The sequence below is a fragment of the Streptomyces sp. NPDC104309 genome, assembly GCF_055584025.1.
This window is the reverse complement of the sequence record NZ_JBVJMV010000001.1, coordinates 74,000-98,533: the sequence shown is the minus strand read 5'-3', so window position 1 is coordinate 98,533 and position 24,534 is coordinate 74,000. Positions and strand designations below refer to the sequence as shown.

Genomic DNA, 24,534 nt, shown 5'->3' with positions numbered 1-24,534 from the left:
CGGCCCCCCGCACCCGCACCGCGGACCGGCCGGTCCGGTCCGTCGTTTCCCGGGAACCTAGCAGGTCGACACCGGTCAGCCCCTTCGGCCCAGGTGCACCGTGCGTGCCATGAGCAGGAAGACGTCGGGGCGGTGGCGCAGTCCGGCCGGGTCCTCGGGGTCGAGCAGCCGGTCCAGTACGGCGATGTCCTCGGCCGAGAGGACCTCTCCGAACATCTCGCGCCGACGGCTGAACTCGGCGATGACGTTGTCGAGCGCCGGCCCTGAGAGCGGTGCCGGAAGGTCGAGCAGGAAGCTCCGGGTGCCCTGCGGGTCCAGCCCCACCGCCGTGAACAGGGCGCTCCAGTCCTCGGTCTCCCGCTTGGAGCCGGGCAGTGCCGCCCGCATGTCCTCGAACCGGTCCGCGGTGATCACGTCGAGCCTGGCCTCCAGACCGGGCCGCCCCATGCCGATGTCACGCGGGAGCTGGCGCGGCGGCAGACCGCCCTCGACCAGGGCGACGGTCCCACCGGGGCGCAGCAGCTCGGCGAACCCCGCGAGAACGGCGCGCTGGTCACCCATGTGATGCAGGGCGTTGCCCGCCCAGATCAGATCCGCCTCCCCCAGTCCGTCGAGGTCGTCGGGGAGTTCGGCCTGCTGGGTGCGGACCCGGTCACCGAGGCCGAGCCGCTGCGCGCGGGCCCGGGTGCGTTCCAGCAGGGCCGGGGTGCCGTCGACGGCGATCACCTCCGCCTCGGGGAACACCTGGGCGAGCAGACAGGAGATCACGCCGGGACCGCTGCCGATGTCGAGCACCCTGCGGACCTCCGGGGCCGTGGGCAGACCGGCGATCCAACGGGCCGCTTCCGTGTACTGCGGGCTGCTGAGCTCGGCATTCTGCTCCAGCAGCGGGCCCATGACGTCCCAGCCGAATTCGGTGTTGTCGTGGTGATGACCATGCGTGGTGTCCGAGTGACCACCGTGCACGGTCCTGTGCTGACGGCTGTGGGTGGCGCGGTCCTGATCGGCGTGAGTGCCATCGGACTGGGAACCGTGACCGCCATCGTGCCCAGAACCGTGAGTGGCGTCGTGCTGGTGACCGTGATCGGTGTGCTGAGTCATGCGGACAGCCTCACCACACATCACGCATCCGGCAAGCTTTCTTGCCGGTTCAGCAATCCGCCGCCGCTCCGGTACTCCTGCGGACTGACACCTCGGACGCGCTTGAACGCGGTGCTGAACGCGAAGGACTGGCTGTACCCGACCCGCCGCGCCACCGCCTCGACCGTGGCGTCCGTCTCCCGCAGCAGGTCCGCGGCGACGGCGAGGCGCCATCCGGTCAGGTAGGTCATCGGAGGCTCCCCGACCAGCTCGGTGAAACGCCGGGCCAGCCCGGCCCGGGAGACCCCGGTACGGGCGGCGAGACCGGCGACCGTCCAGGGGTGGGCGGGGTCCCGTTGCAGCAGCCGCAGAGCCTGCCCGACGACAGGATCACCCATGGCCCGGTACCAGGCGGGGGCTTCGGCGCCGGGCCGGGCGAACCAGGTCCGCAACACGGCGATCAGCAGCAGATCGAGAAGACGGTCCAGGACCACGCTCTGGCCGGGCTCGTCCTTGGAGATCTCCTCGTCGAGCAGCGTCAAGAGAGGGCTGCCCCGCCCGTCCGAGGGCAGATGGACCAGCGGGGGCAGGGCATCGAGCAGTCGCCGGCTGATCTCGCCGTCCAGCAGATAGGTGCCGATGAGCATGGCCGCCGCGCCACCGGGGGCGTTGCCCCAGGTGCGTACCCCCAGCTGCATGGATTCGGAGAGCGGCTCGCCGCGCAGTGTGGTGCAGGTGCCGCCGGGTCCGATCACGGCGTGCGGCGCGGTGCCGGGGGTGTCGGCGACGGTGTACGCATCCGGACCGCGCGCTATGGCGATGTCACCGGGCCGCAGCCGCACAGCGTCCGTGCCTGTGCCCGTGCCTGTGCCTGTGCCTGTGCCTGTGCCTGTGCCTGTGCCTGTGCCTGTGCCTGTGCCTGTGCCTGTGCCTGTGCCCGTGCCCGTGCCCGTGCCCGTGCCCGTGCCCGTGCCCGTGGCTGTAGCTGTAGCTGTAGCTGTAGCTGTAGCTGGAACGATCCAGGCCTCCCCGTCGGTCACCGACATCAGACAGAGCGGGGCCCGGTCCTCGATCCGTACGGACCACGGAGGCTCCATCACCATCCGGAGCAGGAAGGCGCCCTTGGCCCTCGGCCCGTCCAGGAGTCCCGCGAGTGCATCCATGCCCAGCAGCGTAGACGCACGCGTATGGAGCTGAGCGGTACGGGGATGTCGTGGACTGCGCCGCCGGACGATCCTTGAGCCATGACACAGAACACGGAGAACGTGCGGCGGCAAACGGTGCTGGTGACGAGTGGTACGGGAAAGACCGGCCGCCGGGTCGTGGAGCGGCTGGCCGCTCGCGGGGTCCCGGTGCGGTCCGGTTCGCGCGGTGGTGAGGTCCGCTTCGACTGGGCGGACGAGTCCAGCTGGGCGGAGGCGCTGCGGGGTGTGGACGCGTCATATGTGACGTACTACCCGGATCTGGCGGCGCCCGGTGCGCCGGAGGCGATGGCGGCCTTCGGGCGGATCGCGGTGGAGAACGGGGTGCGGCGGCTGGTACTGCTGTCCGGACGGGGCGAGCCGCAGGCGGTGGTGGCGGAGGAGAGCCTGCGCGCATCGGCGGCGGGGGTGGAACTCACCGTCGTCCGGTCGGCGTTCTTCGCACAGAACTTCAGCGAGGGCGCGATGTTGGACGGAGTGCTCGGCGGTGAGGTGGTGTTCCCGGCGGGCGGGACCGCTGAACCGTTCGTGGACGTCGACGATCTGGCCGACGTGGTGGTGGCCGCGCTCACCGAGGACGGCCATGCGGGCGTGGTGCATGAGCTGACCGGGCCGCGGCTGCTGACGTTCGACGAGGTCGCGTCGGAAATCGCGCGGGCCACGGGGCGCACGGTGCGGTATCTGCCGGTGACCGGACCGGATTACGCGCGAATGCTGGAGCGCTACGGCGTGCCGGGGTCCGAAGCCGGTTTTCTGGCCGACCTGTTCACGGTGCTGCTCGACGGGCACAACGCGACGGTGACCGCGGGCGTGAAGCGGGTGCTCCGGCGCGATCCGCAGGACTTCGGGGCGTTCGCCCGTGCGGCGGCGCGGGCGGGTGCGTGGGAGGTCCGTGACACGGTCCGGGATTAGCACCGTCGGCCCGTGGGGCGGCCGAGAGCATCGGAACGCACTCGTGGGGGGCGCCGGTCTCAGTCTCCGCGTCTCAGCGCCAGGAGCCGGTAGCGCGGATCGGGGCGCGGCCGGTCGGGCTCGGGCAGCGCCGTCAGTACGGCCGCGAGCCGCTCGGCCGCCGCCCCCGGCAGGTGCAGGCGTGAGGCGTAATAGCCCGCACGCACCGCCTGTGCCGCACTCAACGGGGTCCGGCCCTGGCCATGCCCCCGGAAGTGTGCCTCCCCCACCACGTCGAGGCCGACCTCCGATCCGTACCCGACGACCAGGTTCGCTGAATCGGACGGACCCGCGTCGAGATAGGGGGCGAAGGCCTCGTCGATGTCGCTGCCCACGTCATGGGCCGCGTCCTTGTCGACGGTGGTGACGAACACACCACCGGGCCGCAGTACCCGCGCCGCCTCGGACACCACCGCCCGCACATCCCCTTCGCCACGCAGCAGATGCAGCAGCCAGATCGCGCCGACCACGTCCACCGCAACGTCCGGCAGCGGCAGCCGGCGCGCGTCGGCGAGCGCCACCGCACCGATCCGCTGCCGGGCCACCCGTGCCATGCCGTACGAGGCGTCGGTACCGAACACGCCGAGTCCGGGACGGGCGAGGGCCATTCGCTCGGTGACCAGGCCCGTACCGCAGCCGATGTCCAGCAGGGTGCGGGCGGCGGACGGGACCAGCCCGAGCACCGCCGCAGCCGCCGCCTCGGCCCTGGGCACGCCACCACGGGTGGCGTCGTAGGCAGCCGCCTCGGTGTTGTAGTTCAGCACCTGGCCAACTCTAGGACAGACCTCTACCGAATGGGCACCGACATATTGCCGGTAGGCGACTGGGCCCATAACTTTCGTTTATGGAGCTGGAGTTGCGGCATCTGCGAACCGTACGCGCCATCGCCGACACCGGAAGCCTGACCAAGGCCGCCGCGGCCCTCGGCCTGGCCCAGCCGGCGCTGAGCGCGCAACTGCGACGGATCGAGAAGGCTCTCGGCGGCCCGCTCTTCGAGCGGGACCACACCGGCGCGCGGCCCACGCTCCTCGGTGAGCTGGTGCTCGAACGGGCCCGGGTGGTGCTGCCCGCCGTGAGCGAACTCCAGGAGGAGGCGGTGCGCTTCGCCAATGCCTGGGGAACGATGGAACGCTTCCGGCTCGGTGGCACGCACGGACCGCTGCTGGGCGGCCTCGTCGACCGCCTGGTCGCCGCGCACCCGACCGCGCCCGTGTCGACGTACACCTCCTGGTCGGTCGCCGAGATCGCTGCCCAACTGGTCGACGGGAGGCTTGACTTCGCGCTCATCGGGACCTGTGGGGAGAGCCCGCCACCGGCGAACGACCGGCTGACGTGGCAGGTGGTCGGGGTCGACCCGGTCTTTGTGATGCTGCCGGACTCCCATCCGCTCGCCGACGAGCCGGAGCTCGACCTCTCCGCGTTGGCGGGCGAGTGCTGGGCGGACGTGCCGGGCGAGGGTTGCTTCGCCGACTGTTTCGTCGGTGCCTGCGCGCGGGCCGGGTTCAGCCCGGTGTCGGTGTACGAGACGGACACGGCGTCCGTCGTCCATCTGGTCCAGGTCGGGCGGGCGGTCGGGCTGTGCCGGGCGACCTTCCCGCCGACGCCGGGGGTGGTGACCCGCCCGCTCTCCGGTTCACCGCTGAGCTGGCGCCATCTGCTGGGCTGGCACCCCCGCTCGGCTGCGGCCGCAGCGGCGTCCGGAGCGGTGAGCGGGCACACCCGGGCGGCGTTCGCGGAGGCGGCCGGGCGCAGCGAAAGCTATGCGCGCTGGCTCGCCCGGCATCCACGTTTCGGCGCCGCGATGTGAGGTGGTCGCGATGGGACATGGCATCGCGTGCCGGCGGATCGGCGCCGCACTGTGACAGGTCACCGCATACCGACATGCCGACGGTCACATTGCGATGTGACATGCCACCACACACCAACAGATTTGGCATCGCAATGTGACATGTCACATTGCCAGCGCCTCGCCCGGGTCCCGTAAGGAGACCCGGCCTGGCCCATCCGCCGGCCCGGCCCCACCGTGCCACCCCACCGCCTCGAACCGGCGGTGCGCGCCATGCCGCGACTGCGCACCGCCCCGTCACGGCGCCCACTCGCGTCACCCACCCGAGTCGCCCACCCACGTCACCCCGGCCCCCATCGGGCGCCCGCCCCCCGTCGGGCGCCCGGCCCGGAGGCGTCGGGGTTGGGCGGCGTGCCCGCCCGTCCTGCTATCTCACGCCGTGTCCGGGAGCGATCGCCGCCACCCGCGCCGCCAGGTTGAGATCGTGCTCGGTGACCACGCCACCCGCGTCATGGGTGTTCACGGACAGGGTGACCGTGTTGTAACCGAGGGTCAGATCGGAGTGGTGATTCAGTTCGTCCTGGATCTGGGCCACGTGCACGGTCAGCCCTACGGCGGCGAAATGCGTGTGGAGCCGGTAGGTACAGGTGATGCTGTCACCCTCCAGCGACCAGCCGGGCAAGTCGCCCAGACGGTCCTCGATCTCTTTCTGAGACAATGGTGCGGCGGGCATGCTGCGACTCCCTCACGAGCGATCGGTGCCGGTCGACGGTGCCGGTGACGTTACGGTCTTGGTATGACAACTGTCGCGCTTGACACGGGGGTAGGGCCGCTACTGCGCAGCTGGCGGGAGCAGCGTCGGATCAGCCAGCTCGAACTGGCCCTCCGCGCCGATTCCTCGGCCCGGCACATTTCCTTCATCGAGACGGGCCGCTCCCGCCCCAGCGAAGACATGATCCTGCGGCTGGCCGAACACCTCGACATCCCGGTCAGGGAACGCAACGCCCTGCTCGTGGTCGCCGGTTACGCGCCCCGATACGCACAGACCGCGCTCGACGACCCGGCGCTGGGCGCGCTGCGCGAGGGGATGGAGCGGCTGCTCCACGGGTACGACCCGTATCCGGCGCTCGTCGTCGACGGCATGTACAACGTGGTGGCGGCCAATCGGGGTATCGCGATGCTGCTGGAGGGCGTGGCCGGGCATCTGCTGGTTCCGCCGCTGAACGCCATGCGGCTCACGCTCCATCCGGAGGGCCTGGCGCCACGCATCCGTAACCTTCGGGAGTGGCGGGCCGATCTGCTGGCACAGATGGAACGCCAGATCGCCCTGGCCCGGTCGGCCGAGCTGCGTGAGCTGTACGAGGAGGTCGCGGGCTATCCCGCACCGGACGGCACCGACAGGGCCGAGAGCTCCGAGGGCGCCGGAAGCGGCGGGAGCGGCAGAAGTACCGGGGCCATCGGCGAAAGCACGGGCAGGAACGGGGGCGGCGGGCACGGGGACGACAAGGCAGTCGGCCCCGCGTCATCTCTGCCCTTCGCGTTGCCCCTGCACATCGAGCACGGCGGGCAGGTGCTCTCGTTCGTCTCGTCCATCGCGACGTTCAACACACCGATGGACGTGACGGTGGCCGAACTGGCCATCGAGACCTTTCTGCCCGCCGACCCTGCCACCGCCGACCATCTGCGGTCCCTTACTTCCTGACGACGGGGCGGGCCCAGGGTGCGTCCGAGCGTGCCAGGACGGCGGCGACGGTGCTCGCGACGGCCAGCACCGCCACGGCGAGCAGCAGAGGGAGGCTCGGGTGCCCGTGCAGCACGGCCGCGGCACCGATGAGCGCGCCGGTCATCATGGCTGCGGCTGAGAGCGCCCGTCGTCCGGCCTTGCTGCCCCGTCCGCCGGCGAACCGGCTGTCGGAGAGGATGCCGGTGATGGTCAGGGTCAGCACGGTGGTGGTGAGGTCGGGAACCGCCAGTGCCCGGGACACGGCGTTCTGCGCCCCGAGACCGAGGCCGAGCAGTGCGACGAGGGCGAAGCGGACCCCGCCGATGAAGGGATGGCCGGACACCACGGTGACGACCAGCGCGGCCAGGACGCAGACGGTCTCCACGAGGAGCGCGTAGAGCAGCATCCGGCCCCGATGCGACAGCGCACGGTGCACGATCAGACCGCCGAGCAGTGCCCCCACCGCGAACGCCGCGAGTGCGACGAGGGAGGCCGCGAACGAGAATCCGGGGGCTCCCGCGATCGCGAAGCCGGAGAAGACCACGTTGCCGGTCATGTTCGCCACGAAGACCCGGCCGAGTTCCAGATAGCTGACGGCGTCGACGAGTCCGGTGACGACGGTCAGGGCGAGCATCAGGGGCGGCAGCGGTCCATGCCGGTCATTCAGGTCCGGTACGACGGTGGACCATGCCTCACGCAGCACGACGGGCACGGGCATGGGCACGCTCCGATCACGAGGTGGGTGCTCGGAATTGTGCCGCCCCGGGTGTCCGTAACACCACGACCGCCGCACGCGGCCCCCGCCCGGAAGGAAACATGGGTTCCTGGGACGGGGGCATCATGCGGCGCAAAGTGGCCAGGGGCCGTCCGGCCCCGGCCCGTCGGACAGGCGCCAGGCCCTCTCGTTCGGATCAGGTGGATCACGCCGGGCTCGGGTGCCCGATGTCGGGCCTCGCCGCGTTGTCGTCGGCCGCCATGGCTCTCCTCCGCCATGCGATCCACACCACCGGGCTCCGCTCGCCGATCCGGCCTGATCCGAACGAAGGTCCCTAAGGGCTGTCCCGCAATCCCTGACGGGCGCGCGACGACAGCTACGGCACCTCGCCGCGTTGTCGGAACGTCCGCATACATCCAGTATGCGGACGTCCCTCCGCCTTGCGATGCACCACATCTGACGCCGCGCGCTGATCCACCACGGATTGCGGGACAACCCTTAGACGCGTGCTCCGTTGTCGAGCGGATCCCGGCGCGCCGTTCGCGTTCCGGAACGGCGACTCGGGGCCCTCTTGCGGGCGGGTGGCGGGGCCTTGCTGCTCCGCTCCAGGACGAGCGCGGCCGGTACGGCGGTCAGCACGGAGGAGTACGTGCCGACGCAGATGCCGATGAGCAGGGCGAGCGCGAAGTCCGCGAGGGAGTCGCCGCCCAGCACGGCGAGAGCGGTCAGGATGAACAGGGCTCCCATCCCGGTGTTGACCGTTCTGGGGACGGTCTGGAGAACGGCCTGGTTGGCGATCGTGCCGACGGGTGTGCGACGGGCCTTCGCCCACAGTTCCCGTAGCCGGTCGAACACCACCACCGAGTCGTTGACGGAGTATCCGATGACGGTGAGGAGCGCGGCCAGGAAGATGCCGTCGACGGTGCGTCCGAGCCAGGCGAAGGCGCCGACCAGGATGATGACGTCATGGACCAGCGCCCCGACCGAGGCCAGGGCGAAGGTCCAGCGGAACCGGATCGCCAGATACGCCAGCTGCACGAGGACGGCGATGCCCAGCGCGATCAGGGCATTGCGCCGGAGTTCGTCCCCGAGGCTGGGGCCGATGAGTTCGTCACGGATCTTGGTGGTGTTGCCGCCTTCCTCCGCGAGGGCCGCCCGCAGGGCCTGTTCGCCGTCGTCGTCGAGCTCTCCGGTGCGTACCGAGAGGTCGCCCGCACCGGCCGTGGTGACCTCGGCGTCGCCGAAACCGGCGTCGGCCAGGGCGTCGCGGGCGCGCTCGACGTCGACGGGCCGGCTCGTCGAGTACTCGACGAGCCGCCCGCCGGTGAACTCGACGCCCAGGTTGACGCCGCGTACGACGATGCCGAGGACCGCGACGGCGATCAGTGCCGTGGAGATCAGCAGCCAGCGGCGCGGGGAGCGCATCAGCTGGGGGTCGCGGCGGGTCAGCCAGGTCCGCACCCGGCCGGGACTGGCGATGCCGTTGACGCCCCGGTAGTCACTGACGAAGCGTGAGCCGGAGGCCATCTCGGTGAGCGCGCGGGCGATGACGAGGGCGGAGAACATCGAGGCGATGACACCGATGGCGAGTGTGACACCGAAGCCCTTCACCGGTCCGGAGCCGAGGAAGAAGAGCAGCCCGGCTGCGATCAGTGTCGTCACGTTGGAGTCGGCGACGGCACTCCAGGCACCGCGGAACCCCGCGGTCAGCGACGAGCGCAGCGTGCGGCCCGGACGCTGCGCGTGTTCTTCCCTGGCCCGTTCGAAGACCAGCACGTTGGCGTCGACCGCCATCCCGACGGCCAGAACGAATCCGGCGAGGCCGGGCAGGGTGAGGGTGACGCCGAGAGCGACCAGGGCCGCGTAGGAGATCAGTCCGTAGGCGGCGAGCGCGACGGCGGCGAGCGCGCCGAAGAGCCGGTAGACGACGGTGATGAAGAGCGCGGTGGCCGCGGCGCCGATGAGGGCGGCACGGGCGCTGGCGTCGATGGCGGCGGCGCCGAGCGTCGGCCCGACGGTCCGCTGCTCGACGATCTCGACCGGGAGCGGCAGGGCGCCGCCCTTGATGAGCAGGGCCAGTTCTCTGGCCTCGTCGGCGCTGAAGGAGCCGGTGATCTGGGTGGAGCCCGAGGGCAGACCCACGCCGCAGCCGACCGAGGGGGACACCTGCGGCGAGGAGATGATCTGCTGGTCGAGGACGATGGCGACGCGCCGCCGCTCGTCCTGGACCGGATGACAGGCGGCCTCGCCGGTCAGCCGGGTCCAGTCCCGGCCCGCCTTCTTGTGGAAGTCGAGGGAGACGGTCCAGCCGGCACCCTGTTGGGCGTCGAACACGGCGGTGGCGTCCTTGACTCCCGCGCCGGAGAGCCGGGCCGGGCCGAGGTCGAGGGAGCGCCCCTGCTCGTCGGCGAGCGTCGGCCCGCGGTCGGCCCGGTCGTCCGCCTTGCCGTCCGCCTCGTCGTTGTTCCGTGTGCCGGGGCCCTGGACGGCGTGGAAGCTGAGCTGAGCGGTTCTGCCGATGACTTCGGCGGCCTTGCGCGGGTCCTGCACGTCCGGGAGCTCGACGATGATCCGGTCCTCGCCGGAGCGGGTCAGGGTGGGCTCGGCGACGCCGAGGGAGTCGATGCGCTGGCGGAGCACCTCAAGGGTGCGGTCGGTGCTCTCCCGGTCCGCTTTCGCGGTATCGGAGTCCTTGGCCTGGAGCACCATTCTGGTGCCGCCCTGAAGATCGAGGCCGAGTCTGGGTGACATGGTCAGGGTGATGAGCGCGGAGACGAGCAGAACGGCCGCAGCCAGAACCGCTCGCACCGTGGTGGCGCGAGTCATGGGATTCCTCCGAGGGGGCGCCGGGCGCCCTCACCTCGGCGAGGACGGGACGGCGGTTCTGTGGGACGGGCCCGGTGGCAGGACGGGTGGCCGGTGAACGGCCGTCCCCGGAGGTCCGCGTACGCCGGGGAGCGCGACGCGGAAGCGGCCGGTGGCACGAAGGAGTGCGGCGGGGGGCCGCTGGTGGGTGTGGTGCGGCGGGCGGATGCCGGGTGGGCCGGACAGCAGGATGTCGGGGCCGGGCGGCTGGAGTTGGTGCGCGGTCCGGGCGTGGTCGGTGCCGGCCCTGGGCTGGGGAGCGGTCGTGGGCGCGGGCCGGTGGCGGTCGGTCGCCGTGGCCGTGCGGGTGCGGCGGGTGTCCTGGGCGGTGCTTGTCCGGGCGGTCCGGTCGGTGTGCGGGGTGGGCTGATGGGCGCCGGGCGAGTACGCGGCGGCGGGCGGCACACCGGCGAACGGCTGGACGGGGAGTACGGCTCCGGCTGCCGCGGGGGCGCCGCCGACGACGGTGAGTACGACGAGCAGGAGGGCGACGAGGAACTGCCTGGCCGCCGGTACGCGTTCGCGGTGCGCCGGGGTGCCCGGCCGTGCCCTCGGGGGCGCGTTCCCCGGGGGCGGCCCCGGGAGGGGGGTCACCTCTGTCGACCGGGCAGGGCCGGTGCCGCGCCGGCGCGGCGGAGCACGGAGCTGAGGATCAGCCCGGCGCCGCGTACGACCGTGGTCGCCGGGTCTTCGGCGAGACGTACCGGAACGCCGAGCCGGACCGCGATCCGGTCGGTGATGTCGGGGCGGGCGGCGCCGCCCCCGGCGAGCAACGGGCCCTTGCGCAGGGCCCCCAGGACGGCGCCGTGCCGGTCCTGCTGCCACATTGCCATGACCATGTCCAGGACGGTGTGCACGACGGCGGTGGGTGGCTCGCAGGGGTCGAGGTCGCTCAGTCCCGTCTCGGCCTGGCGGGCGTCACGGACCAGTCCGTCGACGAGAAGGGTCACCTCGGTCAGCTCGGCGCCGAGGTCGACGACGAGCAGCGGGCCGCCGTCCCGCGGTCCGGCGTACGCGGCGGCGGCTCTCGCGCTGTCCAGGGCGATGACGCCGATCGGCCCGAGCGCGGCGATGAGTTCTCGCGCGACGGCGCGGTGCTCGGATCCCGCGAGGACGGGATGGCTGAGGACGATCACGGTGTCGGTGCGGTCCGCGCCCAGCGCCGTCTCGGCGATACGGCCGAGCATCCGGCCGCAGGACACGGGGTCGACGATGCGCCCCCGCCGGACGGGGCGCCCGTGCCCGGGTTCGGCGCCGGGGTCGCCGCAGGCTCCGGTGTCCGCGATGACGCCGTGGCCGGGCAGCCAGGCACGGGTCCGGGAGCTGCCGAGGTCGAGCGCGAGGCCGCGAGTGACACCCCGGTAGTCCCGGCGGACGGACGGGTCGAGTCCCGGTCCGTCGTGCAGTGAACGCATCGCCCCTCCCCCCGGCCTGCCACCGCGGCCGTTCACACCCATGGATCCGCTGATAGCGAGGCATGGCCGAGCCCTCACTATGCAATAGGGAGGCAAAGAAAGCCACTCCCAGGTAAATCCAAGGGCTCGGCGTTGCGTGGTCTGCGTCCTGTCGTCAGACCTCCGACGGAAGGAATCCGGCGATCAGTTCGGCGAACTCGTCCGGCGCCGCGATCCGGACACCGAGGTCCTCGGCCTTGGTGCGCTTGGATCCGGCCTTCTCGCCGGCCACGAGGAGGGTGGTGCGCTTGGAGACGCTGGACGAGGACTTCCCGCCGGCCCGCTCGATCAGTTCGTTCATCTGATTCCGGGACAGCTTCTCCAGCGCACCGGTCATGGCGCCGGTCACCACCACGGTCATTCCGTCGAGGGGCAGCCCGGCGGCCCTCTCCCCGTCCGCCGTGGCGGCCGCTTCCGCACCCTCCTCGCCCGGCTCGGGCGGCGGCGTCGCTCCGGGCTCCGACATGGTGACCCCGGCGGCCACCAGCTTCTCGATCAGCGGGGCCAGCTCCACCAGCTCCGCGACGACGCCCGCGGCCTTCTCCTTGCCGATGCCGTCGACCCGCTGGAGCTCCTCGGCGTCGGCGGCCCTGATCCGGTCCATGTCCGCGAAGTACCGGGCGATCCGCCGTGACATGGAGCGCCCGGTGCCACGTACCCCCAGCGCGCAGAAGACGCGGGAGAGCGGCTGGGTCCGTGCCGTTTCGATGGCGGCGAGGAGGTTGTCGGTGCTGGTCTCGCCCATCCGCTCCAGGCCGAGCAGCTGCTCCCGGTCGAGAGTGAAGAGGTCCGCGAAGTCGGCCACCAGGCCGGCGTCGACGAGCTGGACCACCCTGGTGGCGCCGAGGCCCTCGATGTCGAGCTGGTCGCGGCCCGCCGCGTACGAGATGGACGCGACAAGGCGGCAGTCACGGCCCCGGACACAGCGCCAGCGCTGCTCGCTGGTGTCGATCTCCGAGCCGCATTGCGGGCACGCCCCGGGGAAGACGACGGGCTGCTCGTCACCGGTGCGCACATGGGCGACGGGCGCCTCGATGCGGGGGATGATGTCGCCCGCCTTGTAGACCATCACCCGGTCGCCGATGCGCAGATCGCGGCGGGTGATGTCGGCCGGGTTGTGCAGCGTGGCATAGCTGACGGTCGAGCCGTCGATCTCGACCGGTTCCAGAACGGCGCGCGGTGCGATGATGCCGGTCCTGCCCACGTTCCACTCCACGCCGAGGAGCCGGGTGACCTTCTCCACGGCGGGGAGCTTGTAGGCGATGGCCCAGCGCGGCGCCCTGGTCCCGGAGCCGGCCTCGCGCTGATCGGCCGCGAGATCCGCCTTGATCACGATGCCGTCGATACCGAACGGCAGCGACGCGCGCAGGGCCGCGACCTCCTCGACCCGGGCCTGCACCTCCTCGACGCCGGTGACGGTGCGCGGCGCCACGTCCGTGTCCGCCGCGGTGTGCACGCCGAGCGCGGCAACGTAGGAAAGGACCTCGCTGTGCGGGAGTTCGGCGAGGGTGCCCGTCAGCTCTCCGGACTCGGGCAGCGGCAGGGCGCCGTAGGCGAAGAACGTCATCTCCACCGTGTACGCCCGGTCCTTGGCGCGCAGGGTGCCGGCCGCGCCGTTCCTCGGGTTGGCGAAGGGGGCACCGCCGTGCTCGGTACGCACGGCGTTGGCCTGTTCGAACTGCTCGTTCGTCATGAGGATCTCGCCGCGTATCTCGATCGTCACCGGCTCGGCGAGTCGCTCGGGAAGGCCGGACACGGTGCCGATCGCGTGCGAGACGTCCTCGCCCGCGGTGCCGTCGCCCCGGGTGATCAGCCGTTCCAGACGGCCCGCCCGGTAGCGGGCGGCGACCGCCAGGCCGTCGAGCTTCGGCTCCACGCTCCACGCGGCGACGGGCCTGCCGATCCGGCGCTCCAGGGACGCGGTCCAGGTGGCGAACTGCTCGGCGGAGAAGACGTTGTCCAGCGAGAGCATCGGCACCGTGTGCGGCACGTCGCCGCCCGCGGCGCCGCCCGCCACCTTGCCGGTCGGCGAGGCCGCCAGCACCTCCTGCGGGTGCTCCTGTTCGTATGCGGCGATCCCCCGCACCAGCCGGTCGTACGCGTCGTCGTCGAGCGCGCTCTCGCCCGTGGCGTAGTACGCGGCGGCGGCCTGCGACGCCTCTTCGACCGCGGCGGCGTAGGCGGCGGCATCGGCGAGCACAACAGCTGAGTTCGTCATGGCCCCCATCCTGCCGCCCACCACTGACAACGCCCCTCAGCACTGACAACGCCCCTCAACCGACCGCCGGAACCGTTCCGTCCGCCTCGTCGGCGCCACCCACCGCGCCCGGCTGTGCCAGCGGGATCTGCGGTCCCGAGCACTCCCGGAGCCAGCGCCGCAGCACCTTGTGCACCTGCTCGGCCCCGACCAGCTCCGTGCCTTCCGCCACCGGTGCCGACAGGTCCGCCGGCCAGAGCAGGAACGGCCGGGACTGCTCGCCGCCCAGACCGCCGTGCGAGCCGATCTGCTCCTCGAAGGCGTGCACACGGCCCGTGGGTTCGTCGTACATCGAGTTCACCATGATGTCGGCGACGTGCGGGAAGGTGTCCGTGCGGCGCACCGCGGCCGCCGTGCCGGGCCCGAAGGACGCCAGTGGCCCCTCCCCGTCCTTCAAGTCCGACAGCGGGATCTCGACGCCACCGCGGCCCAGCACCACCGATCCGTGGCGCTCGCTGCGCACCAGCAGGAAGCCGATGCCGGGGTGGTTGGCGAGGGTGCCGAGCAGTGCGGGTCGGCTCCGGTCGAGCTGTTCGCGCGAGGCCCGCCCCGCCATGTCGGGGAAGGAGATCAGGCCGAGGTTGCCGGAGGCGAGGACGACGGGGTCGGACGGTTTCGCGCGGTGCTCCGCCTCGCCCTCCTCGACCGGCCGGCGGTGCAGGGCGATCCGTACCGCGTCACGCGCCTCCGAACCGCTGCGGGTGCGCTGAGCCCGACGGGGCACGGGCAGCCCGCAGCCCGCCCGCACCAGGTCCTTGAGCGTCAGCCCGTACGCCCCCGCGAAGGTCTCGCCGGGGCTCTGCCCGTGGTCGGAGAGCAGCACGATCCGGTAGGTGCGCGGGGTGTGTTCGGCGACCTTGACGATCAGGGCGAGCGAGCGGTCCAGGCGCGCGAGTACCTTCTCCGCGTCCCGGCTGTGCGGTCCGGAGTGGTGCGCCACCTCGTCGTACGCGACCAGGTCGGCGTAGACGGCGGTGCGTCCGGCGAACATGTCCCCGATGACGGCGGCGACCACCACATCGCGTTCGACGACGGTCGCGAAGGCCCGGATAAAGGGGTAGAGCCCACCGCGCTTGATCCGGGGCGCGTCCTTGCGTATTCGCGCCCTGGTGGACTGGCCGATCTCGCGGCAGACCTCGGCGGCGAACGAAAGCGCGGTACGGACAGCATTGGCCGGATCGGAGAAGTAGGCGAAGTACCCGGCGCGGGAGCGGCGGCCCTTGCCGAGCCGGGCCGCCATGGACAGGACGAGCGCCAGCTGGCCGGCGCCCCCGCTGAAGAGGTTGCCGCGGCTGGCTCCGTCGACCGTGAGCAGCCCGCCGTCACGGGTGCGTGCGATGGCCCGGCGCTGGAGTTCGAGGGCGCTCGCGGGGCGGCTGGAGACGATGACGTCGCCGCTCTCCTTCTCGTACCAGCGGAAGGCGGGGATGTCGTGGTTGCTGCCGTGCAGGATGCCGAGCTGGCTGGACCCGGTCTGGCTGGACCAGTCGGTGCGCCAGGGTATGAGCCGGTGGCCGTCCTCGTCCGCGAGCCACCGCGCGACGGTCGGCATCAGGCCGGATGCGGCGGCGTGGGCGAGCACGTCGTGGCCGACGCCGTCGAGCTGGATGAAGACGGTGCCCGGTGGGCCGCTGCGCCCGCTGTCCGTACCGCTGCGCCGTCGGCGGCGGTCGGCGAGCCGGGAGAGGCGGCGCCGGTAGGCGTTGTCGTCGCGGACGGCGAGCGCCGTGGAGGTCGCGGAGGCGACGGCGGACATCACCGCGGCGACGACGACCGCGGTCTCCGGGTTGGCGGCGCCGCGCCCGTCCGGTATGAGTCGCAGGGCGAGGAGCAGCAGCGAGCCGTTCAGGAAGAAGACGAGCATCCCGAGGACGAGTGCGGGCACGATGAGCAGCGCCCGTACCAGGACGGGCCAGACGAGTGCGGAGAGCAGACCGAACGCGCCGGCGCCCCAGGCCGCGGTGAACGCGGTCTTGGTGATGCTGTCACCGTCGTCGGACTGGAGCTGGAAGTCCGGCAGAATCCCGGCGAGTGCCAGCATCGTGAGCGTCGAGACCGCCCACACCACAACCACTCGCATCAGGGCGCTGCCGGCTGTTCGCCATCGCCCGTCATCCACGCCGTTTCCCACCTCACGTCCGGACCCCGCCGATCCGGGCCCTTGCGCCCCAGCCTTTCACAGCGGGGCCCAGGGCCGCCGCCGACGACGGCCGGGGGCGGTCAGCAGCCGTCGTATCCGGCGGTCGGCATGGAGAGCCGACGGTGCACGCTGGCCTTGGTACGGGCGCTGTACGGCGGCTCGTCGAGTCCCGCGAGCTCCAGGCGCACGCCGCGCCGGGCGCACTCCGCGGCGAACTCGGGCACTGAGGTGAGAGCCCGCGCCAGCACCCGGTCGTTGGCGGCGACGAACAGTTCGACGTCACCGCTCTCGACGTCCGTCCACAGGGCGTGGTGGTCGGGGCGCAGCCCGTAGAAGCGCAGTTGCCGGGTGACGACGTATCCCTTGTCGGCGGCCCAGCGGGCGCACATGTCGTGCTGGCCGCGGGTGTCCACGAGGAACGGATCGCGGTCCAGTTCTTCGAGCGGCGTGAGACTGGCGATGGCCGCCACCCGTACGTCCTGCCCGTCCCCCATGGCCGTTCCCCCCGTGCTAGGCGTAGGGGGCGACCCTACCCCTCCGGCTCCCGCGCAAAAAGGCGCGTGCCGGGACGACGGGAGCGCGGAACACGGACACGGAACACCGGTGCGCCCCCGCGCCGGACGGAACCGGGCGGGGGCACACGTGGGAGGCAGGGATCAGAGCGACGTCATGACGTGCTTGATGCGGGTGTAATCCTCGAAGCCGTACGCGGAGAGGTCCTTGCCGTAGCCGGACTTCTTGAATCCGCCGTGCGGCATCTCGGCGACGAGTGCCATGTGGGTGTTGATCCACACGCAGCCGAAGTCGAGGTTCTTGGACATCCGCATCGCCCGTGCGTGGTCCTTGGTCCATACGGAGGAGGCCAGGGCGTAGTCGACGCCGTTGGCGTACGCGACGGCCTGGGCCTCGTCCGTGAACTTCTGGACGGTCATGACCGGGCCGAAGACCTCGTTCTGGATGATCTCGTCGTCCTGCTGGAGACCGGACACGACCGTCGGGGCGTAGAAGTAGCCCTTCTCGCCGACCCGGTGGCCGCCCGCCTCGACCTCGGCGTGCTCCGGAAGGCGGTCGATGAAGCCGCTGACCTGGGCGAGCTGACCGGCGTTGTTGAGCGGGCCGTACAGCACGTCCTCGTCGTCCGGCTGCCCCGTCTTCGTGTCGGCGGCGGCCTTGGCGAGGGCGCTGACGAACTCGTCGTGGACGGACTCGTGGACCAGGACCCGGGTCGCGGCCGTGCAGTCCTGGCCCGCGTTGAAGAAGCCGCCGACGATCAGGTCCTCGACCGCCTTCTCCAGGTCGGCGTCCTCGAAGATCACGGCCGGGGCCTTGCCGCCGAGCTCCAGGTGGACCCGCTTGACGTCCTTGGCCGCGCTCTGCGCGACCTGGATGCCGGCCCGTACCGAACCGGTGATGGAGGCCATCGCCGGGGTCGGGTGCTCGACCATCGCACGGCCGGTCTCGCGGTCGCCGCAGATCACGTTGAAGATGCCGCGGGGCAGCTCCAGCTCCTCCAGTACGCCGCCGATGATCTCGGCGATCAGGACGGTGGAGGCGGGGGTCGTGTCGGAGGGCTTGAGCACGACGGCGTTGCCCGCGGCGAGCGCCGGGGCGAACTTCCACACGGCCATCAGCAGCGGGTAGTTCCACGGCGCGACCTGCGCGCAGACGCCGACCGGCTCGCGGCGGATGATCGAGGTCGTCCCGTCCATGTACTCGCCGGCCGAGCGGCCTTCGAGCATCCGCGCCGCGCCGGCGAAGAAGCGGACCTGGTCGATGGCCGGGGCCAGCTCCTCGGTGCGGGTGAGGTGGAGCGGCTTCCCGGTGTCCCGGCTCTCGGCGGCCACCAGCTCGTCGGCCCGTGCCTCCATCGCGTCGGCGATCCTGAGCAGGGCCAGCTGCCGTACGGACGGGGTGGTGTCCCGCCAGACGGGGAACGCGGCAGCGGCGGCGGCCATCGCCGCGTCGACGTCGGCCTCGCCGGAGAGCGGGGAGGTCGCGTAGACCTCGCCGGTGCTGGGGTCCACGACGTCGAGGGTGCGGCCGTCCGAGGCGTCCGCGAAGACGCCGTCGATGTAATTACGGAACGTGGTGCTCATGGAACCGGTCTCTCTCATGGTCGGGCTCGTGGTCGGGCGGCGGTGGAGGTGGGACGCGTGGTCGGGCGGCGATACCGGTGGGAGGCGCCGTCACTCTGCCGTACGGGCGGACAGGTGCTCATGGACGGCGGGCCAGCTGCCGTCGGCGGCGCGGGCGAACACGATGGTCTCCCGCTCGTGGACGGTCTCCTCGCCGGCCCGGGTGGCGATCGTGGTCTCCACGTCGTGGCTGAAGACGGCCGTGGTGCCGTAGTGCTGGATGAGCTGTCCGGTCGAGACGCAGCGCACGATGCGGAAGTCGTCCTCGGTCACCCACCGCTGCCACAGCTTCCGGTACTCGGCGGTGGAGCCGAGCCGCTGCGGGGTGGAGTGGAAGACGAAAGTGGCGTCCGGGGCGAAGGACCCGAAGTACTCGTCGAGGCGGCCGTCGGCGAAGGCGGCGATCAGCGCGTCGGCCGCGGCCCGGACTTCCTGGACGGGGGTGGTGCTCATGTACGGCTCCTGGTGACGGGGCGTCGGGGTGGCAAAGGGCCGGGCCGTTCAGCTCGCGGCGGCCGGTGCGGCTGCGACGGTCTCGTCGTCCGGGCCGCCGGTGATGGGCACGACGGCCGTGTCCGACGCCCTGACGAGCCGGGGGCCGTCCGGGCCGTACACCCCGCGCGGTTCGGGGAAGAGCGTGAGCAGGCCGAGGTAGACCACCGCCGCGAGGCCCAGGGCGACCGGCAGGGAGATGTCGGTGCCGTTCGCCAGGTTGCCGAGCGGGCCGACGAACTGGCCGGGCAGGTTGGTGAACAGGAGCGCCACACCGGCGGAGAGGAACCAGGTGGACATCCCCCGCCAGTTCCAGCCGTGGTTGAACCAGTAGCGGCCACCGGTCTGACGGCGGTTGAAGACCTGGAGCGCGTCCGCGTCGTACCAGCCACGCCGGGTGATGTAACCGAGTGCCATCACGATCATCCACGGGGCGGTGCAGGTGATGATCAGGGTCGCGAAGGTGGAGATGGACTGCGCGAGGTTGAGCGCGAAGCGGCCGAAGAAGATGAAGGCGATCGACAGGGCGCCGATGAAGAACGTCGACTGCACCCGGCTGAATCGAGTGAAGACGCTGGAGACGTCGAGGCCGGTGCCGTACAGCGCGGTCGTGCCGGTCGACAGGCCACCGATCAGGGCGATCAGGCAGAGCGGCAGGAAGTACCAGCCGGGCGAGATGGCGAGCAGTCCGCCGACGTAGTTGGGTGCGGCCGGGTCGAGGTACTTGCCGGCCTTGGACGCGATGATCGAGGCGGTGGCCAGGCCGAAGACGAAGGGCAGCAACGTGGCGATCTGGGCGAGGAACGCGGCGCCCATCACCCGGCGGCGGGGCGTCGTGGCCGGGATGTAGCGGGACCAGTCGCCGAGGAACGCGCCGAAGGAGACCGGGTTGGACAGCACGATGAGCGCGGCGCCGATGAACGACGGCCAGAACAGCGGGTCGGAGGTCGAGGTGAAGCTGCCCGCGTAGCCGGCGTCGAAGTCTCCCGCGAAGGCGAAGGCGCCGAGGACGAAGAGCGCCGAGGCGGCGACCACCGCGATCTTGTTGACCATCAGCATGAAGCGGAAGCCGTAGACGCAGACCACCAGGACGAGCCCGGCGAAGATCGCATACGCGATGCCATAGGTCACGTCGGACTCGGGCAGACCGGCGAGTCGGTGGGCGCCGCCGACGAGCGCGTCACCCGAGGACCACACCGAGATCGAGAAGAACGCGACCGCGGTGAGCAGCGAGAGGAACGAGCCGACGATCCGGCCGTGCACACCCAGGTGGGCGGAGGAGGAGACGGCGTTGTTGGTGCCGTTGGCCGGGCCGAACAGCGCCATCGGGGCGAGCAGCAGCGCACCGGCGACGAGGCCGAGCAGTGTCGCCGCGAGTCCCTGCCGGAAGGAGAGTCCGAACAGGATCGGGAAGGCGCCCAGCACGCATGTCGCGAAAGTGTTGGCACCACCGAAGGCGAGCCGGAAGAGGTCGACCGGACGGGCCGTACGGTCGGCGTCGGGAATCCGCTCGACACCATTGGTCTCGACTTCGGTGATCGAGGCAGTCACGGGCGCTCCACCTTTTGTTCATGGGGACGGTCCCACAGTCTGTGGCCCTCGACGACGGTCGACAATTGTGCAGATCACAGAGCATTAGGCTGTTGTCTGTGGCTGACAACAAACTCACCGTGGAGGATCTGCTCTCCTTCCCCGCTCTCCAGCTCTCCGTGAAGGCGGGCAGCAGCGGGCTGGGACGCTCCGTTTCCTGGGCGCACGCCAGCGAACTCGCCGATCCGACGCCCTGGCTGCTGGGCGCCGAGGTGATCATGACGACGGGCCTCGCGGTCCCGCGCACCGCCACCGGGCAGCGCGGGTATCTGGAACGGCTCGACGACGCCGGTGTCTCCGCGCTGGCGCTCTCCGCGCAATTGCACATGCCACCGCTGCACGACGCGTTCTTCCGGGCGGCCGAGGAGCGTGGCTTCCCGGTCCTGGAGGTCCCGCTCGCCGTCCCGTTCATCGCGGTCTCCCAGGAGGTCGCCGCCTCGGTCCAGGAGGACGCCCGGCACCGGCTGGGCGCGCAGCTCCAGGTCTTCGGATCGCTGCGCTGGCTGGTCGCCGAGGACCTGGACACGCCGACGCTGCTGCGTCGCCTGGAACGCCTGTCCGGTTACGACGTGTATCTGTGCACGCCGCAGGGGCGCCCCCTCCTGCCCGGTGTGCCGGTGCCCGAGCCGGGCGTCCTGCCCGCTTCCGTGGACGCCCCGCCGACCGTCCCCGGCGGGTTCGTGCTGCCCGTTCCGGCGCCCGGCGGCCCGGCGGGGTTCCTCGTCGCGTACGAACGGGAGGGTGCCCAGCCCGCCGGCCTCGCCGTCGTCCAGCACATCGCCACGGTGGCGGCGCTGCGGGTCGCGATGGTGCGCAACGAGCGCGAGACGCTGCGCCGCGAGGGCGCGGAGACCCTGGCCGAGCTCCTGCAGGAGGTGCTGGACCCGGAGACGGCCCGGCGTCGGCTCGCCCGGCACGCGATCGAGGGCGACACCGTGCTGATCGTGGTGCGGCGGACCACGGACGAGGCGCTGCTGCGCTGTCTCCAGGACCACCCGCATCTGCTGCTCACGTGGGGGGCGGACCGCTATGTCCTGGGCGCGCCCCGGCTGGCCGGGGAGATCGGTGGACTGCCGGACGTGGCGGCCGGGATGAGCCGCCCGTTCCTGCCGGGTGCCGCGCTGCGGGTGGCCCAGCGCGAGGCGCTCTGGGCGGTTTCGAAGGCGGTCGAGTCGGGCCGCTCCGTGGTCCGCTACGGCGACGACTCCCTGGGCCGCTGGCTGCCCGAGGACCCGGCGGTCCTTACCGCGCTGGTCGAGCATGTGCTGGGCGAGGTCCTGCGCTACGACCAGGCCCATGACTCCGAGCTGCTGGTCTCCGTCCGTACGTGGATGGAGCGGGACCGCCGCACGGAGACGGCGGCGGCCGCGCTGCACATCCACCCCAACACCCTCGCCTACCGGCTGCGGCGCTTCGGCACGCTGACCGACCGCGACATGGCGTCGACGGGGGCGCTGACGGAGGTCTGGCTGGCCATCCAGGCGGCGGGGGCGCTGGGACTCACCGACTGACCGCGACCAGCCGGGACGGCGACCGGCAAGGACGGCAAGCAGCCGGGACGGCAACCGGCCGGAGCCGGGTCACCCGATCCGGTCACGGCACTAGGCTCGTTGCCAGGGCCGGAACAACGAACCCGGAAACGAGGAGGCGCCGCGTGCCGGTGGAAGTCACCTGGTGGGGTCATGCCACCTGCACGATCGAGGACTCCGGGGTCCGGGTGCTGACCGATCCGCTCTTCGCACGGCGCTTCGCGCATCTGCGCCGCCGCCGCGGGGAGCTGCCCGGCCCCGAGGCCGCGGTCGCCGATGTCGTGCTCGTCTCCCATCTGCACTCCGACCACCTGCATCTGCCGTCGCTGGCCCGTCTCGCCCCCGGAAGCCGGCTGATCGTGCCGACGGGTGCGGTGCGCTCCGTGCCGGGGCTGCGCATGCTGCGCGCGGTGCGCGGGCTGCGCATCACCGAGGTGGGACCGGGCGACGAGGTCCGGGCCGGCGAGGTGCGGGTACGGGCGGTCCCCGCGCTGCACGACGGCAGGCGCCTGCCCATGGGCCCGCATCGCTCCCCCGCGCTCGGCTATGTGGTCGAGGGCGAGGCGCGGACGTACTTCGCCGGTGACACCGGGCTGTTCGACGACATGGCCGGGGCCGTCGGTCCGGTGGACGTGGCCCTGCTGCCGGTGGGCGGCTGGGGTCCATATCTGGGCCACAGCCATCTGGACGCGGGCCGGGCCGCGCAGGCGCTGGCCCGGCTGGCGCCGCGGTCGGCCGTGCCGGTGCACTACGGCACGTACTGGCCGGTCGGGATGGACGCGGTCAGACCCCACGAGTTCCACTCACCGGGCGACGAGTTCGTCCGCAAGGCGGCGCAGCTGGCACCGGAGGTGGCGGTGCACCGGCTTGCGCACGGCGAACAGGTGCGGCCGGAGGCCGCCAGGTGATCCAGGAGGTCGTGAGACAGCTGCCCACCGAGTCGACCCAGCAGGCCGTCGGATATCCGTCCCTGTTCCTGCTGGTGGCGCTGGGCGCACTGGTGCCTGTGGTGCCGACGGGGGCGCTGGTGAGTTCGGCCGCGGTGGTGGCGCTGCACCAGTCGTCGCCGTTCTCGCTGCTGATCGTCTTCGGGGTGGCGTCGGCCGCCGCGTTCCTCGGGGACATCTGTCTGTACTGGCTCGGTCAGCGCGGGGTGCGGTCGAAGAACGGTTCGAAGTGGCTGCGGGCGATTCGCGACCGGGCCGCTCCGGAGCGGCTGGCGCAGGCGCAGCGGAAGCTGGACGAGCACGGCGCGATGGTGCTCGTGCTGTCGAGGCTGGTACCGGCGGGACGGATTCCGGTGATGCTGGCCTGTCTGCTGGGCCGGATGCCGCTGCGCCGGTTCGCCCGGGGGGATGTGCCGGCGTGCCTGGCGTGGGCGGCGACGTACCAGCTCATCGGAGTACTGGGCGGTTCGCTCTTCCCCGAGCCGTGGCAGGGCGTGGTCGCGGCGGTGGGCCTGACGCTGCTGATCAGCGGGGCGCCGGCGGTGTGGCGCAGGACGCGGGCGCGGTTCAGCCACTGATCGTGCGGGGTACCGGCTCCAGCACGCGGGAGCCGCCGATCGGCAGGTCCCAGAGCCGTGTCCGGGGGTGTCCGGCCCGCTGCCAGGCGGTGCGCAGCCGGGCCAGCGGTTCGAGTACGGGCTCCGCGGAGAGCACGAAGGTCGCCCAGTGCATGGGCGCCATCGCATGGGCGCCGAGGTCCTCGTACGCCTGCACGGCCTCCTCCGGATCGGTGTGCACATCGCCGAGCCACCAGCGGGGTTCGTACGCCCCGATCGGCAGCAGTGTCAGATCGATCCCGGGGTACCGGCGGCCGATCTCACCGAACCAGTGGCCGTATCCGCTGTCCCCGGCGAAGTGGACGCGCTGCCCGCCGCGGTCGGCGCTGTCGATGATCCAGCCGCCCCAGAGGGAGTGGCAGGTGTCGGTGAGGGTCCGCTTGGACCAGTGGTGGGCGGGCACGAAGTCGAAGCGGACGCCGTGCAGGCGGGCGGACTCCCACCAGTCGAGTTCGGTGACGCAGGTGAAGCGGCGACGGCGGCACCAGCGGCCGAGCCCGGCGGGGACGAACAGCGGGGTGTCCCTGGGCAGCCTGCGCAGGGTGGGGGCGTCGAGGTGGTCGTAGTGGTTGTGGCTGATCACGACGGCGTCGACGCGCGGCAGATCCTCCCAGCGGACCCCGACCGGGGTGATTCTCGGCGGGGTGCCGAGGATGCGCCGGGACCAGACGGGGTCGGTGAGGACGGTCAGTCCGCCGGTGCGGACGATCCAGCTGGCGTGCCCGGCCCAGGTGACGCAGGTGGTGTCCGCCGGGGTGGCGGGCAGGGGCTCGGGGGCGTACGGGAGCCGGTGGACGCCGCGCAGCCCCTCCGTGTTGGGCCGCAGCGCGCGTTCACGGGCCAGGCGAGACATGCTCATGGCACCAGGGAGGGGTGCGGTGAGCCGGTCGGCGAAGGACTTGGGCCAGACCCGGACCTCGCCGAGCGGGCGCGGTCCGACGACCTCGCCCTGGGTGATCCGGTGCGCGGGGGCGGTCCCGGCGGAGGAGTGCTCGGTCTGTTCCGTCATCGAGAAACTCCCGTCTCGGTTCGGCGTCTCGGTACCGGCGCC

At 71.9% G+C, this 24,534-nt stretch carries 21 protein-coding genes; 6 read left to right on the top strand and 15 right to left on the bottom strand.

Annotated elements, in window-relative coordinates; all coding sequences use genetic code 11:
• Positions 1-75 precede the first annotated feature (75 nt).
• A complete protein-coding gene (locus tag ACZ68L_RS00450; RefSeq protein WP_469572921.1) occupies positions 76-1,101 on the bottom strand; it encodes a class I SAM-dependent methyltransferase in 1,026 nt (341 codons plus the stop codon).
• A 20-nt stretch (positions 1,102-1,121) separates the two neighbouring features.
• On the bottom strand, positions 1,122-2,243 hold the full coding sequence (locus tag ACZ68L_RS00445) for an AraC family transcriptional regulator (protein WP_469572920.1): 1,122 nt from the start codon (positions 2,241-2,243) through the stop codon (positions 1,122-1,124).
• Positions 2,244-2,324: 81 nt separating this feature from the next.
• On the opposite strand from ACZ68L_RS00445, the gene ACZ68L_RS00440 reads away from it, so the two are divergent.
• Positions 2,325-3,194 (top strand): Rossmann-fold NAD(P)-binding domain-containing protein, encoded by an 870-nt coding sequence (locus ACZ68L_RS00440; RefSeq protein ID WP_469572919.1) that lies wholly within the window; start codon positions 2,325-2,327, stop codon positions 3,192-3,194.
• A 59-nt stretch (positions 3,195-3,253) separates the two neighbouring features.
• Here ACZ68L_RS00440 and ACZ68L_RS00435 read toward each other — a convergent pair whose 3' ends face one another.
• The gene (locus ACZ68L_RS00435; RefSeq protein ID WP_469572917.1) at positions 3,254-3,997 is read right to left on the bottom strand and encodes a class I SAM-dependent methyltransferase; all 744 of its coding nucleotides are present in this window, start codon (positions 3,995-3,997) and stop codon (positions 3,254-3,256) included.
• 80 nt (positions 3,998-4,077) lie between these two features.
• Between ACZ68L_RS00435 and ACZ68L_RS00430 the strand changes: the two genes are divergently transcribed.
• Positions 4,078-5,040 carry a LysR family transcriptional regulator gene (locus ACZ68L_RS00430; protein ID WP_469572916.1) on the top strand — a complete coding sequence of 321 codons (963 nt, stop codon included), beginning with the start codon at positions 4,078-4,080 and terminating at the stop codon, positions 5,038-5,040.
• 406 nt (positions 5,041-5,446) lie between these two features.
• Here ACZ68L_RS00430 and ACZ68L_RS00425 read toward each other — a convergent pair whose 3' ends face one another.
• Complete coding sequence (locus ACZ68L_RS00425) at positions 5,447-5,752, bottom strand: 4a-hydroxytetrahydrobiopterin dehydratase (protein ID WP_469572914.1); 306 nt, start codon at positions 5,750-5,752, stop codon at positions 5,447-5,449.
• Positions 5,753-5,815: 63 nt separating this feature from the next.
• On the opposite strand from ACZ68L_RS00425, the gene ACZ68L_RS00420 reads away from it, so the two are divergent.
• Positions 5,816-6,721 carry a helix-turn-helix domain-containing protein gene (locus ACZ68L_RS00420; RefSeq protein WP_469572912.1) on the top strand — a complete coding sequence of 302 codons (906 nt, stop codon included), beginning with the start codon at positions 5,816-5,818 and terminating at the stop codon, positions 6,719-6,721.
• Here ACZ68L_RS00420 and ACZ68L_RS00415 read toward each other — a convergent pair.
• The 10 genes from ACZ68L_RS00415 to ACZ68L_RS00370 all read right to left on the bottom strand — a co-directional run bounded on the left by ACZ68L_RS00415 (position 6,711) and on the right by ACZ68L_RS00370 (position 20,351).
• Positions 6,711-7,454: a YoaK family protein gene (locus ACZ68L_RS00415; protein ID WP_469573309.1), complete on the bottom strand. Its 744-nt coding sequence runs from the start codon at positions 7,452-7,454 to the stop codon at positions 6,711-6,713. The two genes, ACZ68L_RS00420 and ACZ68L_RS00415, sit on opposite strands and share 11 nt — an antisense overlap.
• A gap of 501 nt (positions 7,455-7,955) precedes the next feature.
• On the bottom strand, positions 7,956-10,283 hold the full coding sequence (secD, locus tag ACZ68L_RS00410) for a protein translocase subunit SecD (RefSeq protein WP_469572910.1): 2,328 nt from the start codon (positions 10,281-10,283) through the stop codon (positions 7,956-7,958).
• 30 nt (positions 10,284-10,313) lie between these two features.
• Positions 10,314-10,916 carry a hypothetical protein gene (locus ACZ68L_RS00405; RefSeq protein ID WP_469572907.1) on the bottom strand — a complete coding sequence of 201 codons (603 nt, stop codon included), beginning with the start codon at positions 10,914-10,916 and terminating at the stop codon, positions 10,314-10,316.
• Positions 10,913-11,737 carry a rod shape-determining protein gene (locus tag ACZ68L_RS00400; protein WP_469572905.1) on the bottom strand — a complete coding sequence of 275 codons (825 nt, stop codon included), beginning with the start codon at positions 11,735-11,737 and terminating at the stop codon, positions 10,913-10,915. Before ACZ68L_RS00400 ends, ACZ68L_RS00405 begins: the two co-directional genes overlap by 4 nt.
• A gap of 154 nt (positions 11,738-11,891) precedes the next feature.
• The gene (gene ligA, locus ACZ68L_RS00395; RefSeq protein ID WP_469572903.1) at positions 11,892-14,003 is read right to left on the bottom strand and encodes an NAD-dependent DNA ligase LigA; all 2,112 of its coding nucleotides are present in this window, start codon (positions 14,001-14,003) and stop codon (positions 11,892-11,894) included.
• Between the two features lie 46 nt (positions 14,004-14,049).
• Entirely contained in the window at positions 14,050-16,113 is a 2,064-nt protein-coding gene (locus tag ACZ68L_RS00390) for a phage holin family protein (RefSeq protein WP_469573307.1), read from the bottom strand.
• A gap of 140 nt (positions 16,114-16,253) precedes the next feature.
• Complete coding sequence (locus ACZ68L_RS00385) at positions 16,254-16,667, bottom strand: hypothetical protein (RefSeq protein ID WP_469572901.1); 414 nt, start codon at positions 16,665-16,667, stop codon at positions 16,254-16,256.
• 162 nt (positions 16,668-16,829) lie between these two features.
• Positions 16,830-18,269 (bottom strand): gamma-aminobutyraldehyde dehydrogenase, encoded by a 1,440-nt coding sequence (locus ACZ68L_RS00380; RefSeq protein ID WP_469572899.1) that lies wholly within the window; start codon positions 18,267-18,269, stop codon positions 16,830-16,832.
• 90 nt (positions 18,270-18,359) lie between these two features.
• On the bottom strand, positions 18,360-18,761 hold the full coding sequence (locus ACZ68L_RS00375; RefSeq protein ID WP_469572896.1) for a YybH family protein: 402 nt from the start codon (positions 18,759-18,761) through the stop codon (positions 18,360-18,362).
• A 48-nt stretch (positions 18,762-18,809) separates the two neighbouring features.
• Entirely contained in the window at positions 18,810-20,351 is a 1,542-nt protein-coding gene (locus ACZ68L_RS00370; protein WP_469572894.1) for a purine-cytosine permease family protein, read from the bottom strand.
• A 98-nt stretch (positions 20,352-20,449) separates the two neighbouring features.
• Here ACZ68L_RS00370 and ACZ68L_RS00365 point away from each other — a divergent pair, with 98 nt between their 5' ends.
• From ACZ68L_RS00365 to ACZ68L_RS00355, 3 genes are all read left to right on the top strand, one after another.
• On the top strand, positions 20,450-21,901 hold the full coding sequence (locus ACZ68L_RS00365) for a PucR family transcriptional regulator (RefSeq protein ID WP_469572893.1): 1,452 nt from the start codon (positions 20,450-20,452) through the stop codon (positions 21,899-21,901).
• Between the two features lie 143 nt (positions 21,902-22,044).
• Entirely contained in the window at positions 22,045-22,827 is a 783-nt protein-coding gene (locus ACZ68L_RS00360) for an MBL fold metallo-hydrolase (protein WP_469572891.1), read from the top strand.
• Positions 22,824-23,444, top strand: coding sequence for a DedA family protein (locus tag ACZ68L_RS00355; protein WP_469572889.1), 621 nt, complete (start codon positions 22,824-22,826; stop codon positions 23,442-23,444). Before ACZ68L_RS00360 ends, ACZ68L_RS00355 begins: the two co-directional genes overlap by 4 nt.
• On the opposite strand, the gene ACZ68L_RS00350 is transcribed toward ACZ68L_RS00355, so the two are convergent.
• On the bottom strand, positions 23,434-24,492 hold the full coding sequence (locus ACZ68L_RS00350; RefSeq protein WP_469572887.1) for an MBL fold metallo-hydrolase: 1,059 nt from the start codon (positions 24,490-24,492) through the stop codon (positions 23,434-23,436). The two genes, ACZ68L_RS00355 and ACZ68L_RS00350, sit on opposite strands and share 11 nt — an antisense overlap.
• Between the last annotated feature and the right edge of the window lie 42 nt (positions 24,493-24,534).

What these genes read in the sequence shown, in the direction of transcription:
- ACZ68L_RS00450 (WP_469572921.1), bottom strand. Translation starts at nt 1,101, where the DNA reads ATGACTCAGCACACCGATCACGGTCACCAGCACGACGCCACTCACGGT.
- ACZ68L_RS00445 (WP_469572920.1), bottom strand. Translation starts at nt 2,243, where the DNA reads ATGGATGCACTCGCGGGACTCCTGGACGGGCCGAGGGCCAAGGGCGCC.
- ACZ68L_RS00440 (WP_469572919.1), top strand. Translation starts at nt 2,325, where the DNA reads ATGACACAGAACACGGAGAACGTGCGGCGGCAAACGGTGCTGGTGACG.
- ACZ68L_RS00430 (WP_469572916.1), top strand. Translation starts at nt 4,078, where the DNA reads ATGGAGCTGGAGTTGCGGCATCTGCGAACCGTACGCGCCATCGCCGAC.
- ACZ68L_RS00425 (WP_469572914.1), bottom strand. Translation starts at nt 5,752, where the DNA reads ATGCCCGCCGCACCATTGTCTCAGAAAGAGATCGAGGACCGTCTGGGC.
- ACZ68L_RS00420 (WP_469572912.1), top strand. Translation starts at nt 5,816, where the DNA reads ATGACAACTGTCGCGCTTGACACGGGGGTAGGGCCGCTACTGCGCAGC.
- secD (WP_469572910.1), bottom strand. Translation starts at nt 10,283, where the DNA reads ATGACTCGCGCCACCACGGTGCGAGCGGTTCTGGCTGCGGCCGTTCTG.
- ACZ68L_RS00400 (WP_469572905.1), bottom strand. Translation starts at nt 11,737, where the DNA reads ATGCGTTCACTGCACGACGGACCGGGACTCGACCCGTCCGTCCGCCGG.
- ligA (WP_469572903.1), bottom strand. Translation starts at nt 14,003, where the DNA reads ATGGGGGCCATGACGAACTCAGCTGTTGTGCTCGCCGATGCCGCCGCC.
- ACZ68L_RS00390 (WP_469573307.1), bottom strand. Translation starts at nt 16,113, where the DNA reads ATGCGAGTGGTTGTGGTGTGGGCGGTCTCGACGCTCACGATGCTGGCA.
- ACZ68L_RS00385 (WP_469572901.1), bottom strand. Translation starts at nt 16,667, where the DNA reads ATGGGGGACGGGCAGGACGTACGGGTGGCGGCCATCGCCAGTCTCACG.
- ACZ68L_RS00380 (WP_469572899.1), bottom strand. Translation starts at nt 18,269, where the DNA reads ATGAGCACCACGTTCCGTAATTACATCGACGGCGTCTTCGCGGACGCC.
- ACZ68L_RS00375 (WP_469572896.1), bottom strand. Translation starts at nt 18,761, where the DNA reads ATGAGCACCACCCCCGTCCAGGAAGTCCGGGCCGCGGCCGACGCGCTG.
- ACZ68L_RS00350 (WP_469572887.1), bottom strand. Translation starts at nt 24,492, where the DNA reads ATGACGGAACAGACCGAGCACTCCTCCGCCGGGACCGCCCCCGCGCAC.